This is a genomic window from Streptomyces rubellus, assembly GCF_036323805.1.
Classification (GTDB): Bacteria; Actinomycetota; Actinomycetes; order Streptomycetales; family Streptomycetaceae; genus Streptomyces.
The window spans coordinates 223,050-237,482 of the sequence record NZ_JAZDCX010000003.1 but is presented as its reverse complement, the minus strand read 5'-3'; the positions used below and the strand labels follow the sequence as shown (position 1 = coordinate 237,482).

At 73.9% G+C, this 14,433-nt stretch carries 16 protein-coding genes; 2 read left to right on the top strand and 14 right to left on the bottom strand.

Annotation, left to right across the window (positions count from 1 at the left end):
* Positions 1 to 103 precede the first annotated feature (103 nt).
* Positions 104 to 1,366 carry a styrene monooxygenase/indole monooxygenase family protein gene (locus tag V1L54_RS05130; RefSeq protein WP_330116645.1) on the top strand — a complete coding sequence of 421 codons (1,263 nt, stop codon included), beginning with the start codon at positions 104 to 106 and terminating at the stop codon, positions 1,364 to 1,366.
* Between the two features lie 70 nt (positions 1,367 to 1,436).
* On the opposite strand, the gene V1L54_RS05125 is transcribed toward V1L54_RS05130, so the two are convergent.
* The 13 genes from V1L54_RS05125 to V1L54_RS05065 all read right to left on the bottom strand — a co-directional run bounded on the left by V1L54_RS05125 (position 1,437) and on the right by V1L54_RS05065 (position 13,153).
* Complete coding sequence (locus tag V1L54_RS05125; protein WP_330116644.1) at positions 1,437 to 2,087, bottom strand: coiled-coil domain-containing protein; 651 nt, start codon at positions 2,085 to 2,087, stop codon at positions 1,437 to 1,439.
* Between the two features lie 138 nt (positions 2,088 to 2,225).
* Positions 2,226 to 3,500, bottom strand: coding sequence for a glycoside hydrolase family 64 protein (locus V1L54_RS05120; protein WP_330116643.1), 1,275 nt, complete (start codon positions 3,498 to 3,500; stop codon positions 2,226 to 2,228).
* 450 nt (positions 3,501 to 3,950) lie between these two features.
* On the bottom strand, positions 3,951 to 4,820 hold the full coding sequence (locus V1L54_RS05115) for a protein kinase family protein (protein WP_330116642.1): 870 nt from the start codon (positions 4,818 to 4,820) through the stop codon (positions 3,951 to 3,953).
* A gap of 120 nt (positions 4,821 to 4,940) precedes the next feature.
* A complete protein-coding gene (locus V1L54_RS05110) occupies positions 4,941 to 5,246 on the bottom strand; it encodes a DUF8847 domain-containing protein (protein ID WP_330116641.1) in 306 nt (101 codons plus the stop codon).
* 10 nt (positions 5,247 to 5,256) lie between these two features.
* Positions 5,257 to 5,970, bottom strand: a complete 714-nt coding sequence (locus V1L54_RS05105; protein ID WP_330116640.1) for a TetR/AcrR family transcriptional regulator — start codon at positions 5,968 to 5,970, stop codon at positions 5,257 to 5,259.
* A gap of 53 nt (positions 5,971 to 6,023) precedes the next feature.
* Complete coding sequence (locus V1L54_RS05100; RefSeq protein WP_330116639.1) at positions 6,024 to 6,971, bottom strand: AurF N-oxygenase family protein; 948 nt, start codon at positions 6,969 to 6,971, stop codon at positions 6,024 to 6,026.
* A gap of 227 nt (positions 6,972 to 7,198) precedes the next feature.
* Positions 7,199 to 7,633, bottom strand: a complete 435-nt coding sequence (locus V1L54_RS05095; protein WP_330116638.1) for an SH3 domain-containing protein — start codon at positions 7,631 to 7,633, stop codon at positions 7,199 to 7,201.
* A gap of 561 nt (positions 7,634 to 8,194) precedes the next feature.
* A complete protein-coding gene (locus V1L54_RS05090) occupies positions 8,195 to 8,614 on the bottom strand; it encodes a DUF6924 domain-containing protein (RefSeq protein WP_330116637.1) in 420 nt (139 codons plus the stop codon).
* A gap of 341 nt (positions 8,615 to 8,955) precedes the next feature.
* Entirely contained in the window at positions 8,956 to 9,714 is a 759-nt protein-coding gene (locus tag V1L54_RS05085) for a hypothetical protein (RefSeq protein ID WP_330116636.1), read from the bottom strand.
* A 476-nt stretch (positions 9,715 to 10,190) separates the two neighbouring features.
* Positions 10,191 to 11,336: an RNA polymerase sigma factor gene (locus tag V1L54_RS05080; protein WP_330116635.1), complete on the bottom strand. Its 1,146-nt coding sequence runs from the start codon at positions 11,334 to 11,336 to the stop codon at positions 10,191 to 10,193.
* 6 nt (positions 11,337 to 11,342) lie between these two features.
* A complete protein-coding gene (locus V1L54_RS05075) occupies positions 11,343 to 11,750 on the bottom strand; it encodes a YciI family protein (RefSeq protein ID WP_330116634.1) in 408 nt (135 codons plus the stop codon).
* Positions 11,751 to 12,125: 375 nt separating this feature from the next.
* Positions 12,126 to 12,413, bottom strand: coding sequence for a hypothetical protein (locus V1L54_RS05070; RefSeq protein WP_330116633.1), 288 nt, complete (start codon positions 12,411 to 12,413; stop codon positions 12,126 to 12,128).
* 392 nt (positions 12,414 to 12,805) lie between these two features.
* On the bottom strand, positions 12,806 to 13,153 hold the full coding sequence (locus V1L54_RS05065; protein ID WP_330116632.1) for a DUF6247 family protein: 348 nt from the start codon (positions 13,151 to 13,153) through the stop codon (positions 12,806 to 12,808).
* 453 nt (positions 13,154 to 13,606) lie between these two features.
* Here V1L54_RS05065 and V1L54_RS05060 point away from each other — a divergent pair, with 453 nt between their 5' ends.
* Positions 13,607 to 13,774, top strand: a complete 168-nt coding sequence (locus V1L54_RS05060) for a hypothetical protein (protein WP_330116631.1) — start codon at positions 13,607 to 13,609, stop codon at positions 13,772 to 13,774.
* 148 nt (positions 13,775 to 13,922) lie between these two features.
* Here the strand turns inward: V1L54_RS05060 and V1L54_RS05055 are convergent, their stop codons facing one another.
* Positions 13,923 to 14,432 (bottom strand): CGNR zinc finger domain-containing protein, encoded by a 510-nt coding sequence (locus V1L54_RS05055; RefSeq protein WP_330116630.1) that lies wholly within the window; start codon positions 14,430 to 14,432, stop codon positions 13,923 to 13,925.
* Position 14,433 lies beyond the last annotated feature (1 nt).

The window sequence follows — 14,433 nt, the reverse complement described above, 5'->3', positions numbered from 1 at the left end:
GACCGCCCGCCGCGCGCGGCGGCACCGCCGGCCCCGGACCGCCACCCCCCCCCGCAGCAGACCAGCACGCACCCAGGTATCCAGCACCCAGGGGAGATCCGCCATGCGGAAGATACTCATCGTCGGAGCCGGCCAGTCCGGCCTCCAGCTCGCGCTCGGCCTCCAGTCGCACGGCTACGAGGTCACCGTGATGTCCAACCGCACGGCGGACGAGATCCGCGGCGGCCGGATCATGTCCACCCAGTGCATGTTCGACCAGGCGCTCCAGCACGAACGCGACCTGGAGATCAACTTCTGGGAGAACCAGAGCCCGCGCACCGAGGGCCTGGGCGTCTCGGTCGTCGGTCCGGAGAGTTCGCGCGTCATCGACTGGGTGGGTCACCTGGACGGCTACGCGCAGTCGATCGACCAGCGCGTGAAGATGGCCGGCTGGCTGGAGACCTTCGCCCAGCGCGGCGGTCAGCTCGTCATCCACGGCGCGGCCGTCTCCGACCTGGACTTCTTCGCCCGCACCTACGACCTGGTGCTGGTCGCGGCGGGCAAGGGCGAGCTGGTGTCGATGTTCGAGCGCGACGCCGCGCGCTCCCCGTACGACAAACCGCAGCGCGCCCTGGCCGTCTCCTACGTGCACGGCCTGGAGCGGCGCCCGGAGCACCCCGACATGCTGGCGGTGCGCTTCAACCTGGTGCCGGGCGTCGGCGAGCTGTTCATGATCCCCGGTTACACCCTCTCCGGCGCCTGCGACATCCTGTTCTGGGAGGGCGTCCCGGGCGGTCCGCTGGACGTCTTCCAGGGCGTGCGCGACCCGGCCGAGCACCTGTCCCTCACCCTGGAGCTGATGGAGCGCTTCACCCCCTGGGAGTACGAGCGGGCCACCAAGGTGGAGCTGACCGACGCGAACGCCACCCTGGCCGGCCGCTACGCCCCGACCGTCCGCAAGCCGGTCGGCAGGCTGCCCTCGGGCGGTGCGGTGCTGGGCGTGGCCGACGTGGTGGTGGCCAACGACCCGATCACCGGGCAGGGCTCCAACGCCGCAGCCAAGTGCGCGGCGGTCTACCTGGACTCGATCCTGGAGCGGGGTGACCGGCCGTTCGACGCGGAGTGGATGCAGGCCACCTTCGACCGCTACTGGGAGACGGCGGCCCGGCACGTCACCAAGTGGTCGAACGCGCTGCTGGCGCCGCCGCCGGAGCACATCCTGGAGCTGATCGGCGCGTGCGGGCAGTACCAGGCGCTGGCCGACCGCTTCGCCAACGCCTTCAGCGACCCGTCCGACCTGGAGAACTGGTTCTTCGACCCGGAGAAGGCCCGGGCCTGCCTGGCGGAGCTGGCCGCGTCCGCCCCGGCCGCCGAGCCCTCGGTCTGATCCCGGCGGGGCCGTACGCGGCCCCGCCGGTCCCGGCCCACCCGCCGTGTCCGGGTGGGCCGCGCCCGTCTCATCCGCCGCCCGGGTGCGGCCGCGCCTGCGCCTGCGCCCGCCGCAGTGCGGCCAGTTCCTCGTCGCCGAGGCCGGCCAGCAGCCGCTGGACCTCCGCCAGCCGCTGTTCGGCGGCGTGTCGCCGCTGCTCCTCCCGGGCGGTGAGCACCCGCTCCCGGTCCAGGGCGCGGCGGGCCAGGGTCGCCTGCCGGTCCAACTCCCCCTCGGCGGCGTCCAGCCGGGTGGCCGCGGCCTCCTGGCGCGCGGCCATCCGCTCCAGCAGCCGCCCGTGCTCGAACACCGCCCGCGTCTCGGCCAGGTCGCGGCCGAGCAGCAGCCGCAGCGCGGGCGGGAACGCACCGGCGCCCTGGTACTGGCGGCGGGCGACCAGCCCGGCCGTGTCGCGCGCCGCGTCCAGCTCCACCCGGGTGTCGGCCAGCCGGCGCTGGAGCCGGACGGTCCGGGCGCGCGTCTCGGCCAGCTCCCGCCCGGCCGCTCGGTGGGCCGTGCCGGCGGTCTCGGCCTGCCGGTACGCCTCCCGCAGCCGGAGCAGCAGGTCGGCGACGGACTCGCCGCGCGCGTCCGTCGCCGGGAACAGGACGGCGGCGGCCGCGGCCGTCAGGACCGCGACCGCCGCCGCTCGGGCCGGGCGGCCCCGCAGGTGTGACACCGGATCACCTCCGCAGCGCACGAGTCACGACACCACACCGTCCGTGGCTACTCGGTGATCGTGGCACGCGGGGCCGCCGCCCGCTCGTCGCGGACCGCCGTCCGGGGGGCGCCTCGGGCCCGGCGGTCCGCGCGGCGGTCAGGCGGGCCGCTTGACCGTCACGGTCAGCGACCAGTCGCCGCCCCCTCCGGTGTGCACCGCGCCCGCCTTGTCGCTCTCCCGGGTGGGGGTGACGTCGTCGTACGGGAAGGCGTAGGCGCGCCCGTCGGCCGCCATCTCGTGCACCAGCCGCGCGTACTCGTACACCGGGTCGTTCCGGTAGAAGTCCGCGGAGGTCGCGTCGGGCTGGGAGGGGTTGCTCAGCAGGGTGGTCCGGCAGAACGCGGCGCCCAGCACCGCGGCGATACGGCCCTGCTGGGTGGCGTTGATGCCGTGCAGGGTGCCGTCGCAGCCGAAGATGTCGGCCTCGGCGGGGGCGGCGCCGGTGCCCGGCTTGTCGAAGGTGTTCGGGGAGCCGTCCGTGATCCCCTCGAAGACCAGCTTGTCGCCCTGGGTGCGGCCGGTGACCGTGGTGTCCGGCCAGACGTCGCCGAGGGCGATCCGCAGGTCCTCGCCGCCGTCGGCGCGGTACTTGTGCCACACCTGGTCGACGTACTCGCCGTAGTGGCCGGCGAACACCTCGGTGCCCAGGCCGGGGAGCTTGGCCGGGCTGGAGACCCGCACCAGCCGGTCCCCGTCGTACAGGGCGCACTTGCCCCAGTCGCCGCCGGCCTGCTTCAGCCGCTCGGCCATGGCGGCGGTGCCGCCCTCCGGGATGCCGCCGACGTGCTGCTCCTCGCCGCTGCCGGGGGTCAGGGTCAGGGCGATGGGCAGGCCGACGCCGTCCACGCAGGTGATGTTCCCCCAGATCCCCTCGGGGATGTAGGTGAACTCGCAGTAGTCCCAGGAGATGTTGTACGAGGCGTCACCGGGGTTGGCGGCGGACGGCTGGACCACGGCGCCCGCCTCGCCGCCCGCGTTGGGGTTGGCGAAGAAGGACACGCTCTCGCCGAGCGAGAAGTAGATCCGCCCGCCGGTGAGGTGGTCGTTGAGCGGGATCTCCTGGCCGAACGGGATCCGGCGCGCGGCGATGAAGTCGCTCAGGTCGTGCATGGTGTCGGACGGGTTCGGGATGGGGTCCAGCCGCCCGGTGGAGGGGTTGAGGAAGCCCTGTCCGCCGCCGGGCATGTTGGCGTGGACGTAGGCGAACGTGTCGGACTGGCCGGTGGAGTTGACGAACCGCACGGTCGGGGTCGCCGCGGCCGAGGGACTCGCGCCGCCGGACGCGAAGCCGCGGGAGGTGGCGGCGTAGCCGATGACGGGGGCGGAGACGGCCGCTGCGGACAGGCCGAGGAACCTTCTGCGGGATACCACGGTGGGGAGCTCCTGAGGGACGTGGCAGGTGTGGACTGGCATGGCAGGGGCACGACAAAGCAGCCCCCGGTGACCGGCCGCTGTCCGCGTGGGGTGGGGACGGGGCCGGTATGCGCCACTGTGGTTAACGAGCCCCGCAAAGGTCAAGACTTTTGACTGAGAGCGCTCTCATTTAAGGTTCGCTTACAACTTCCGAAAGCGTCGCCACAGGTACGGCCCCGGGTGGTGGCTCCCGGCCGCTCCGGCGATCAGGAGTCGTGGGTCTGTGAGCCGCCGGTTCGCGCGGTCCGGAACGTCAGTGCCCTTTTCGCGGGTGACCAGAACGGGCCGCACGGCGCCGATGCCGGGACGGTCTGCGGTGACTTCACCCGGCTGTTGTCACGTCCCCTGCCGTACGCCGACTGCCCGGTCGCTGACGAGCACGTTCTTCCGTCCCGGCGGGGGCCGGGCTCAGCGGCCGAACAGCCGCCGTCCGCCCAGTTCGCGGGCGTGCTCCGCGCAGGAGTCGATCGTGTGCAGCCAGGTGTGCGGCAGCCACTCCTCCGCCGGGCGCCGGGCGGTGGCCCCCGGGTCCAGCCAGGACGCCAGCTCGTTCGCCGGCGGGCGCGCCCCGGGCCGCCGGTGCAGGCAGGCGAGCAGCACCGGCAGCAGCCCCGCGGGGATGCCCGCCGTCGCGGCGGCCGTCCGCCCGTCCTCCGGCCGCGCCCCCGTGAGCGCCTGCGGCCCGCCCGCGAGCCGCGCGAGGAGCGCGCCGAGCCCGGCGACGTCGTCGGCGGGCCGCAGCGCGTCCCCGTCGTCGGCGGCGGCGGAGTCCAGCAGGAGCGCGCAGTCCGCCAGCCGGGGCCGGTCCGCGGCGACCAGCACCGCACCCGGCCGCAACGCGCCGTGGACGACCCCGGCGGCGTGCAGCTCGGCCAGCCCGTGCGCCAGGGCCGCGCCGAGCGCCCGTACGACCGCCTCCGGCGGCGGGCCGTGCAGGTCGAGCAGCCGGCCCAGGGCCGGGCCGGGCACGAACTCGGTCGCCACCCACGGCCGTTCGCCGTCCAGCTCGCAGTCCAGCGGCGGCGCCACGTACGGGCCGGTCACCCGGGACCGGACGGTCCCCAGGACGTTCCGCAGCCGGGCCCGGACCTGCCGGTCGCGCAGCAGGACGGGCGAGAGCGCCCGTACGGCGGCGGTCCGCCCGCGCCCGCCGCGCCGTGCGCCGCCCCGGCCGAGGTAGACCGGGCCCAGCCCGCCCTGGCCCAGCACCCCGTACAGCCGGTAGGGGCCGAGCCGCCGGGGTGCGCCGGTGTGGGGGCGCGGCATCCCTGTGCTCACGGGCCGCAGGGTAGGCCGAACGGCACGGTCCTGACCCCGAATGCGCCGTTCCTGCCGGAACTCTTCGCAAAAAGCGCGTCATCCGCCGTCTGCTGACCGGGTGCCGGAAGCGTCACCCGGTCAGGCGCCCTCCGGCCCGCTCCGCCCGCCGTTCCGCCCTCCGGGCTTCCGCCACGGCCACCTCGGTCCGCCCCGGGGCCGCCCCTCCGGCTCGTACACGTACCGCCAGCCGCGCGGCAGCGCCGCCAGCCGCCCGCTCCCGGTGACCGCCTCCAGCCGGTAGACGTACACGGTCGGGGCGCCGCCGGCCGGGTCCGGCACGGGGATCTCGTAGTGCTTGGGCGGCCGTCCGGTGGGTCCCAGCAGTACCGGCAGTGTCCGCCCGTCCATCGGCCCGCCGACGAACAGCGTCTCCTCGCTTCTCACCGCCCCAGTCTCACAGCAGGTGCAGGGAGTCCTCGACCACCGGCACGACGCGCCGCGCCAGCCGCCCCACCGCCCCGTCGGCCCGTTCCGCCGCCAGCGCGGCGCGGGTGATCTCGGCCGTCTGCGGGTCGTGGGCGGCGGTGGCGGCCAGCAGGGTGACGAAGTGGTCCACCAGCCAGTCGCGCAGCTCGTCCAGCGGCGGCTGCTTGCCCTCGTCCAGCCAGATCAGCGAGGCGGCCTCCACTCCGGCCAGCCAGGTGCGCACCATCAGCCGCAGCCGCGGACCCGGTTCGGGCACCCGCATGTGCAGCAGGATCTGCTCGGCCGCGGCCCGCCGCACCCCGTCCACGATCGCGTCCGTCCGGGCGGTCTCGGCGGCGCTGCCGCCCCTCAGCAGCGCGGCGAACCCCGCGTCGTGCCCGTCGACGAAGGCCAGGTAGCGGTCCAGCGCACGCGACAGCCGGTGGGTGAGCGGGCCGGTCTGCGGCTCGGCGAAGCACTCCCGCAGTTCGTCGGCCGCGCTGCCCAGCGCCTCCTCGTAGAGCTGCGGCTTGCCGCCGGGGAAGTAGCGGTAGACCAGCGGCCGGGAGACGCCCGCGGCGGTGGCCACCTCGTCCAGGGAGACCTCCTCGGGCGGACGGTGCGCGAAGAGGGCGAGCGCGGTGTCGATGAGCTGCCCGCGCCGTTCCTCCACGCTGAGCCTGCGGTATGCCGGGGCGGTCATACGGGCAGCGTACCGCCGCCGCCCGGCGCGTCCCCGGGCCCGCGCGGCGCCCGTTACGCCAACAGCCCCGAACTCCGCCACAGCCGCCGGCCGACCCCGCGCAGCACGCCGATCTCGTCCAGGAAGTCCGTCAGCCGTTTCGCGCCCGCCTGCATCACCTCGCGGCGGTGCCCGCTGGCCCGCACCTGGGCGAGGGCCTCGCGCCGGTCGAGCCCGACGTCCGTGTAGACCCGCGGGTTGACGAAGGAGACCGACATCACCCGGGCCGCCTCGCCGGAGCTGATCCGGGTCAGCTCCGCCTCCCAGCGCGGGCAGTCCACCATCTGGCGGCGCAGCTCCTCCCGGGCGTAGCGCACGTGCCGCGCCTCCTCGACGACATGGATGCGGGTCACCCCGCGCACCAGCGGCTGGATCCGCTCGTCGGGGAAGGTCAGCCGCTGCATCCAGTCGAGGATCTCCTCGCCCAGCAGCGTCGCGGTGAACGAACCGGGGGTGGTGGAGACGGTCTTGAGCAGCCGCCCGAGGTTGTGGTGGAGCGGCCTGACCGGGTACGCCCGGACGCCCGCCTTCTGTATGAAGCGGGCGAACATCTTGGAGTGGCGGCACTCGTCCTCGATCTCGGTGAGGGCGTAGCGCACGTGCGAGCTGGTCAGCGGCTTGTCGTAGATGTGCCGCACCAGCAGCTGCATCAGGATGACCTCGAACCAGATGCCCAGCGAGGCGAGCGAGGCCGCCTCGTGGCGGGCCAGGTCCATGCGCTGCTCCTCGGACATCCGCCGCCACAGCGGGGTGTCGTACAGGGAGACCAGCTCCGGCGGCCAGAACCACTTGCCCTCCTCGAAGGGCGCGTCCCAGTCCAGCTCCTTGTCGGGGTCGAAGGAGTGCCGGGCGGACGCGGCGAGCAGCCGCTCGGCCGTCTTCTCGCGGTCCTTGAGCGGGCCGAGGGCGTCCCGGAGCCCTCCGGGCTCTCCGGACCTTCCGGCGTCGGTCGCGGTCGTCATCGCACGGCCACCTCACAGACAGGGGTTACTGACGGTCACACCGGCATCGCCTCTTATGAGACTACTCGTCAGCAAGCTCGTCAATCCCCTGGGCGCCCCTTGTTGACCTGTCGGTGGCCGGCAGCGCCCGCCGCCCGCCGCCGCCCGGGCGACGGGGTCCGGACGACGGACGCCCGCCCCCGGCGCCGTGGTGGCGCCGGGGGCGGGGCGTTCGCGCCGGGGAGGCGTCAGCGGTGGTGGCAGAAGTGCGGGGCCGCACCGATGTTCACCACGTAGCGGGCCGAGACCCAGCCGTCGTGGTGGTGGTGCTTGCGGTCCAGCTTGTACCACCGCGGGTTGCCGTCGATGTTCTGGCTGTTGACCTTGCAGTCGATGTGGATGACCTTGCCGTACGGCAGCGAGCCGATGACCTTGCTGTAGGTGTTCGGCTTGCTGCGGACGTTCAGGCCGCTCCGGGCGATGACGCGACCCTTGTAGGAGCTGGCGGCCGTGAGGGTGCTGGGAGCAGCCTCCTCCGCCATCTTCATGGGGGCCTCGACGTTCGGCCGGCTGAGCTCCTCGGCCGGAGTCGGTTCGGCGAGAGCCGGGCCCGCGGCGGTGGCGAGTGCGACGGCGCCACCGACGGCGCAGAGGGTGAGCTTGCTGAGCTTGGACTTGACCATCGTGGAGAAACCTCCTGGGAGGGTGCGGCCCGGCGGCGGACCGGGCTCGGAAAAGACGCATGAATGAGGTCACGATCCGTGGCGGACCGATCACTGCCGTGCACGATTCACGTTAAATCGGTGCATATCCGCACGCAATTCGTCACAGAAGGTGATGATCGGGAGAAACCGCAGGTGAGAGGTCCTTGCGGCCGGGGAACGGCCCGCAAGCGCGAATCCTCCGGTCGGGCGAGATCCCCGCCCGTACGGCCGCCGGGCGCCCCGCTCCGGGCCCGGTCCGGCGGCCCCGTACCGCCCGCGCGCACCGGGGCCGCGCCCCGTGGAACGCCGTACCGGCCCGGGCCGGACTCCCGGGCGCGCCGCGCCGCGGCGCCGGCCACCACACGGTCACCGCCACGGTCCACGGGACTCCGAGAACGCACAGGGGCCGCGCCTGCCGTTCGGGGCCGCTCGGCGGGCCGTGTTCACGGACGCGCGGCCGGACGCTGGCGGTCCGCGCGTACGGACACCCGGGACCGGGTCCACCGGTGACCGTCGGCGGCCCACCCCCGCCGCGTCCGGTCAGAAGCCGCGGAAGACGCCGTCCGGGTCGACGGCCTCGGCGAACTCGTCGAAGCCCATGTGGCAGATGGAGAGGTTCCCGCTGATCGCGTCGACCTCGTAGGCGCAGGTGCGGAAGGTCATGCCGCGTTCCTTGCAGCGGCTCAGCCCCAGGGCGACGAGCGGGAACTCGTCGTCCAGCAGGGCGATCCGGTCCGCGATGAACAGGAAGCCGGCGCCCGGGTCGCCCTCCGGCACCAGCTCCAGGAAGCGCTCCGGTGCGGCGTCCCGGTACGCGGGGTCGTCGACGAACTCCACGTAGGACGTGAACGAGTGCCGCTCGTCCGGCTCCAGCACCTGCTGGAGGAGGTTCCAGCGTTTCTCGCTGGAGAAGTCCGTCCGTACGACCAGCGGGCTCTCGCTTCGGGGCAGCGGTTTCACGTCAGCCCCTTTCTGTCTGTTTCGTTTCGCCTCCTGACTGTTCTTGACGCTACAGAGAGGTTTCCGCGAACTCACGACTCGACTGGCGTACAGGTACCCGAGCGCAGGCATGCTGCCCTTCCCGGTGCTCGATGGTGCAGGATCGGGCTCAGCCGAGAACCGCGGTGATGGTGCGTCCTCACGGAACAGCCCTGTCGGGCCCCTGTCCGGGGGGTCGAGGCCGCTCGGAGGCGCCCCTCATCCGTCCGGCCGAGGACACGAGCCGCCCGGGCCCGTCCCCTCGGCCGGCAGCGGGCCGGTGCCTGCCTTCCCTTGACCAGACCCGGCAGCGACGGCGGGGCTCAGTGGTCGTCGGTGATGGTGGTGGCGATGCCGTTGGCGATCACGACCTCCGCGGAGACGCCCGGGCCCTTGGCGGCGGCCTCGAGCTGCGCCTCGGTGCAGGCGGTGACGGCCTGCGCGTCCTCGTCGCCGCAGATGTCGCCGGAGCCCCAGATCCTGGTGTCCTCGCCGACGAAGAACTGCTGGGCCTCGCCGCCGGGACCGGTGACGATGTACTTGCCGGGTGCGAGGCGGGTGACGCTGCCGAACCAGGTGCCGTTGACGCCCTTGCCCTTGCCGATCCCCTCGGTGACCGGCTCGGGATCCTCGACGGGGGCGCCCTCGTCCGGCGCCTGCCGCTCGGTGATCGTGGTCGCGATGCCGTCCTTCAGGACGACGTCCGCGGGGACGGATCCCCCCTTGAGGACCTTCTCCAGCTCTTCGAGCGTGCACTCGGTGCCGCTCGCGCCGGCCTTGCCGCAGATGGTGCCGGCACCGTGGACCTTGGTGTCGCGCGACACCCAGAACTGCTGGTCCCTGTCCCCGGTGCTCACGAGGTACTTGTCCGGGGCGAGGTACTCCACCACCCCGTCGGCGAAGGTGCCGCTGACGCCCGTGGGCTTCGCCTTCTTCTGAGCCGGGACCGCCGTGCTGCTGCCGGTGCTCGCGGAGGTGTCGGCGCTCGCCGTGTCCTCACCCTGGCAGGCGGTCAGCAGTCCGGTGCCCGTGAGGAACGCGACGGCGACGAGGAAGGACTTGGCGCGGCGGCTGGAGAACATGGGAAGACTCCTTTGCGCGGGGGGACCGGGGCGCGGAGCCCCGTGTCCCGGTGGGGAGTGGCTGTGCAGTCACCATGCGCCCCGCGGACGGCCCGGAGCCAGGGAAGTCCTCGACCCAGGACACCGCCGTTACCGCCCCCGGACAGAGCAACACCTGTTCGACGAAGCCGAGTCGAGGCAACCGACGGCCCCGGAAAACCATCCGGCCCGGTCCCGGTCCCGGGACCGGGCCACGAGGCGCCGGGGTCCGGGACGCCGGCTGCCGGGCCGTATCGACTCCTCGTAGCCGGAGCCCGGGTGAGGCGCTCCCCGGACAGCCGAGCCGCCGCGGACGGGCTCCTTCACCGGGCGCTCCGGGAACGAGGCCCTTGGGGCACGCGCCACACCTCCGGCGCGTCTGTTCACTGCGATGCGACCGCTGCGGCCACGGGGCCGCACGGGGTGCCGCGGGCGTGTCCGGGAACCGGACACGCCCGTCAGCGGGAGCGGCGGGTGTTGAGGCGGGCGGCCCGGCGCGTCAGGTGGTCGCGTTCGGCGAGGCTGGGCGCCTTGCGGGCCGCCTCGGCGTACAGCCGCGCCGCCGTCGCCGGATCGCCGTCGCGCTCGTGGAGGTACGCCGCCACCGCGGTGTGGCGGGGCAGGGCGTCGTCCAGCTCCGCGAGCGCCGCCAGCCCGGCGCGCGGCCCGTCGGCCTCGCCGACGGCCACCGCGCGGTTGAGCCGGACGACGGGGCTGTCGGTCAGGCGCACGAGCTCGTCGTACCACTCGACGATCTGCACCCAGTCGGTCTCCCCGGCGGTGGGCGCGTCCGCGTGGAGGGCGGCGATGGCGGCCTGGGCCTGGAACTCGCCCAGCCGGTCGCGGGCGAGGGCCGCCTGCAGGATCCCGACGCCCTCGGCGATCATCCCGGTGTCCCACCGGCCGCGGTCCTGCTCGGCGAGCGGCACCAGGCCGCCGTCGGGCGCGGTCCGGGCGGCGCGCCGGGCGTGGTGGAGCAGCATGAGGGCGAGCAGCCCCGCCACCTCGGGGTGGTCGATCACGGCCGCGAGCTGCCGGGTGAGCCGGATGGCCTCGGCGGCCAGGTCGACGTCCCCGGAGTAGCCCTCGTTGAAGACCAGGTACAGGACGCGCAGCACGGTGGCGACATCACCGGGCCGGTCGAACCGCACACCCGAGACGGTGCGCTTGGCCCGGCTGATGCGCTGGGCCATCGTCGCCTCGGGCACCAGACAGGCCCGGGCGATCTGGCGGGTGGTGAGCCCGCCGACGGCGCGCAGGGTGAGCGCGACCGCGGACGACGGCGTCAGTGACGGGTGGGCGCACAGGAAGTAGAGCTGGAGCGTGTCGTCCACCGCGGGCGTGGGTCCCGGTGCCGGCTCCTCGTCCACGAGGTCCTCACGGCGGCGGCGGGCGGCGTCCGACCGGGCCGCGTCGAGGAACCGGCGCCAGGCCACCGTGACCAGCCAGCCCTTCGGATCCCGCGGGGGACCGGCCGGCCAGACGCGGACCGCCTCGACCAGCGCGTCCTGCACGGCGTCCTCGGCCGCCGCGAAGTCTGCTCCGCGGCGGACGAGGATTCCGAGCACGCTCGGTGTGAGGCTCCTCAGCAGAGTCTCGTCCACCTCGGGTCACTCCGTGATGGTGGGCGGCGCGGTCAGGAACGGACGCACCTCCAGCCACTCGTGGATCGGCTCCCCGCCCGCCCCGGGGGCGGCCGACAGCTCCCCGGCCAGCTCGACGGCGCGCTCGTGGCTGTCGACGTCGATCACCATCCAGCCGGCGATGAGGTCCTTGGTCTCGGCGAACGGGCCGTCGGTGACCGGCGGCCGGCCCTCGCCGTCGTAGCGGACCCACGTCCCCTCGGGGGCGAGTGCCTGCCCGTCGACGAACTCGCCGGTCCCCTCCAGCCGGGCCGCGAAGTCGCGCATGTACTGCACGTGGGCCGAGATCTCCTCCGGCGTCCACTTCTCCATGGGCACGTCGTTGACCGCGGCCGGGGCGCCTCGGTAGTGCTTGAGCAGCAGGTACTTGGCCATCGGATGTCTCCTCGTGTGGTACGACCCATTGTGGTCGCGTTCACTGCGGGGACGGAGCAGGCCACGGGTTCTCGACATCACCGGCGGAATTTTTTTCCGGCCCGCGTGGACGAACCCGGGTGAGCCGTCCCGCGGCGTCCGGGCACGGCGGAACCTCCTCCGGCCTCCGGGGCCTCAGGGCACGGACCGCCGCCGTACCGCCTCCAGGGCGCCGCACGGCTCCTCCGCCGTTGATGGCCGCCCAGATCCGCAGCCGCGACCGGACGGCTCCGTGGAGCACGAAGCCCCCGTTCCCGGAACGGGCGGGAGGTGCCGGCTCGGCAGCCGCGTCCTGTCACCGGGGCACATGGCTCCACCCGGGCGAAGAGGGTGGTCTCACCTCTCCTCCGCCAGTTTCCGCCGGGCGTACCGCGGAATCACGACCCGCGCGAAGGCGAACACCGTGATGCCTGCCGCGATGCCGCGCCACACGCTGACCGGCGCCACGATCCCGCCGACCGCTGCGCCGAGAACAGCGGCGATCACGGTCGCGTGACGCAGAGCCGCCCGGTCGGCGGCGTGTGGGTCGGACGCGAGCCGGCGCCACACCACCGGCCCCAGATACATCAGCCACGCCCCGACGATGAGCGCGTACACAGCGTTGGACAGCCCGTCTCCGGGCATCGCGATGCTCCCTCCTTGCAGCTTTGCGGTCCGCAGGCCCTCCTGTGCCGCTCCGGCCGAAGAACGCGACCCTCATGTCCGGGACGCCACTTTCCCCGGCCGGTTCCGGAGCGGGCGGCGGGCGGGACGCCTCGCGTCAGCCGTACCAGGTGACGCCGCGGACGTAGACGCACTGGTGGCGAGGTACCGCGAGGAAGCTGATGAAGCCGCGGCCGCCGAGGATGTCGAACTCGCGCAACCCGCCTTCCCGGTCGAACGCCTGCCGACCCGCACCGTGTCGGGGCCGGGAGCGGTGAGCGCGGTGGCGATCCTCTCCACTTCCGTCACCACGCCGGGCGGGAGACCGCCGGCGATGCAGGTCTCATCGGGGTTGTAGTCCCACTTCCAGTCACTCACAGCCCGGCCTCTGTCACCGCCTCGTAGCGGATCCGCCGGATCTCGGTGATCGCCTCCGTCGGGTCCTGCTCACCCGCTTCCACGATCCGCTCCAGTTCCCGCAGGCGGACGGCGCGTTCGGGACGACGCTCGATCGCGACGAACACGGCCCAGGAGTGCACGAAGGCACGCAGCGGGGCGAGGCTCTGCGTCTGCTGCGCATTCGTGGTGGCCTCGAACAGGTGCCTGGTGAGCCCGGGAGTCCGGCTGGGGGTGATCCGGGCGACCGCGTCCCGCAGGGCGCCGGGAGTGAGATCGGGCATCGGAACCAGAGGCCCGTACGGATCGTCGGGCTGCGCGCTCACGATGTCTGTCCTCCGTCGCGGACGGCTGGGGCTGTGCACGGTACCGCCCGGCTGGTCCCCCGGAGGACCGCTGCCGGGGGCGATGCCTTCGTCCGCCGGGCAGCCGGAGCCGGAGAAGGCTGAGCCCGGCTCCCGTGTCCACCCGGCGGTGCACGTGGTGCCGAGGTCGTGGCCGTGGACCTCGCAGCCCTTTCCGGTGAGCCGGATGCCGTCGGTCCCGAGACGGTTGACCAGGGTCTGCTGCTTCTCCTCCAGGGCGGGGTGGGCCTACCGACGTGGGCCTACCGACGGGGGGTGAGAGTCCGTTCCGAGCTCCGGGGTGAGCTTCAACGCGCTCCTGGAGAGGGTGATTGGTTCTGCCGGGGGGCTGGGAAACCGGCCTTGAAAGCGCGTGCCGCCCGGTGGCGGACGGCCCCGGTGGCACGGGGAACGGCGCAGCAGGGAGGACCGAGCATGAGGGAAGTCCACGTGCGCATCGGGGTGCACCGGTACGCGTACCACACCGATCCCGGCTGCCCGGCGCTGAACGGCAAGCAGGAGACCTGCGGAGGGCGGGAGACGATCCCCGAGGAGAAGGCGAAGGAGCGGGGGCTCAAGGCCTGTCGGCTGTGCAGGAAGTGACGCCGGGCCGGACGGGTGGCGCGGCGGCCGGACGGGGCCGCGCCACCGGCGGTGCGGCCCCGTGGCCATGGCCGTGGCCGTGGAGGCGGTGTCCGGGCGGGCCGCGCGAGCTGACCGACGCGGGCGGGCCGGCGTGGGTGACCGCCCGCTACCGGGCGGTGCGGCGGGCGCGGTGGCCCGCGGCCTTGGCGCGGTTGCCGCAGCCCGCCATGTCGCACCAGCGGCGTGAGCCGCGGTGGGAGCGGTCGAGGTAGAGGCGGGTGCAGTCCGACCAGGCGCACTCCTTGAGCAGGCCGGGTGTCGCCCCGCCGAGCAGGGTGACGGTGGCACGGGCCAGGGAGGACAGGACGGCGTCCACGGTGCCGGTGCGCCGGACCGTGCCGTCGGGGCGCAGCTCGACCCGGACCGGCGGGTGCGCGGCGGCGGCCTCGTTGACCGTCCCGCAGTCCTCGGGCCGGAGGGGCGTGCCGGTGGCGGCGGCGTGGGCGAGGCGGTAGACCGCCTCCCGCAGCCGTATCGCGCGGGCGAGGTCCGCGGCGCCGGCCGGGGCGGGGGAGTCGAGCATCCCGGCGGCGGCCGTCCAGACGGACAGCGCGTCCGGGGTGGGGAGCAGCTCCACCGGGGTGCCGCGCCGGGCCCGTTCGGTCGCCCTCAACATC

Coding starts and splice junctions, on each gene's coding strand:
- V1L54_RS05130 (WP_330116645.1), top strand. CDS start 104: ATGCGGAAGATACTCATCGTCGGAGCCGGCCAGTCCGGCCTCCAGCTC.
- V1L54_RS05070 (WP_330116633.1), bottom strand. CDS start 12,413: ATGCCCGGAGACGGGCTGTCCAACGCTGTGTACGCGCTCATCGTCGGG.
- V1L54_RS05055 (WP_330116630.1), bottom strand. CDS start 14,432: ATGTTGAGGGCGACCGAACGGGCCCGGCGCGGCACCCCGGTGGAGCTG.
- V1L54_RS05060 (WP_330116631.1), top strand. CDS start 13,607: ATGAGGGAAGTCCACGTGCGCATCGGGGTGCACCGGTACGCGTACCAC.
- V1L54_RS05075 (WP_330116634.1), bottom strand. CDS start 11,750: ATGGCCAAGTACCTGCTGCTCAAGCACTACCGAGGCGCCCCGGCCGCG.
- V1L54_RS05085 (WP_330116636.1), bottom strand. CDS start 9,714: ATGTTCTCCAGCCGCCGCGCCAAGTCCTTCCTCGTCGCCGTCGCGTTC.
- V1L54_RS05105 (WP_330116640.1), bottom strand. CDS start 5,970: ATGACCGCCCCGGCATACCGCAGGCTCAGCGTGGAGGAACGGCGCGGG.
- V1L54_RS05100 (WP_330116639.1), bottom strand. CDS start 6,971: ATGACGACCGCGACCGACGCCGGAAGGTCCGGAGAGCCCGGAGGGCTC.
- V1L54_RS05095 (WP_330116638.1), bottom strand. CDS start 7,633: ATGGTCAAGTCCAAGCTCAGCAAGCTCACCCTCTGCGCCGTCGGTGGC.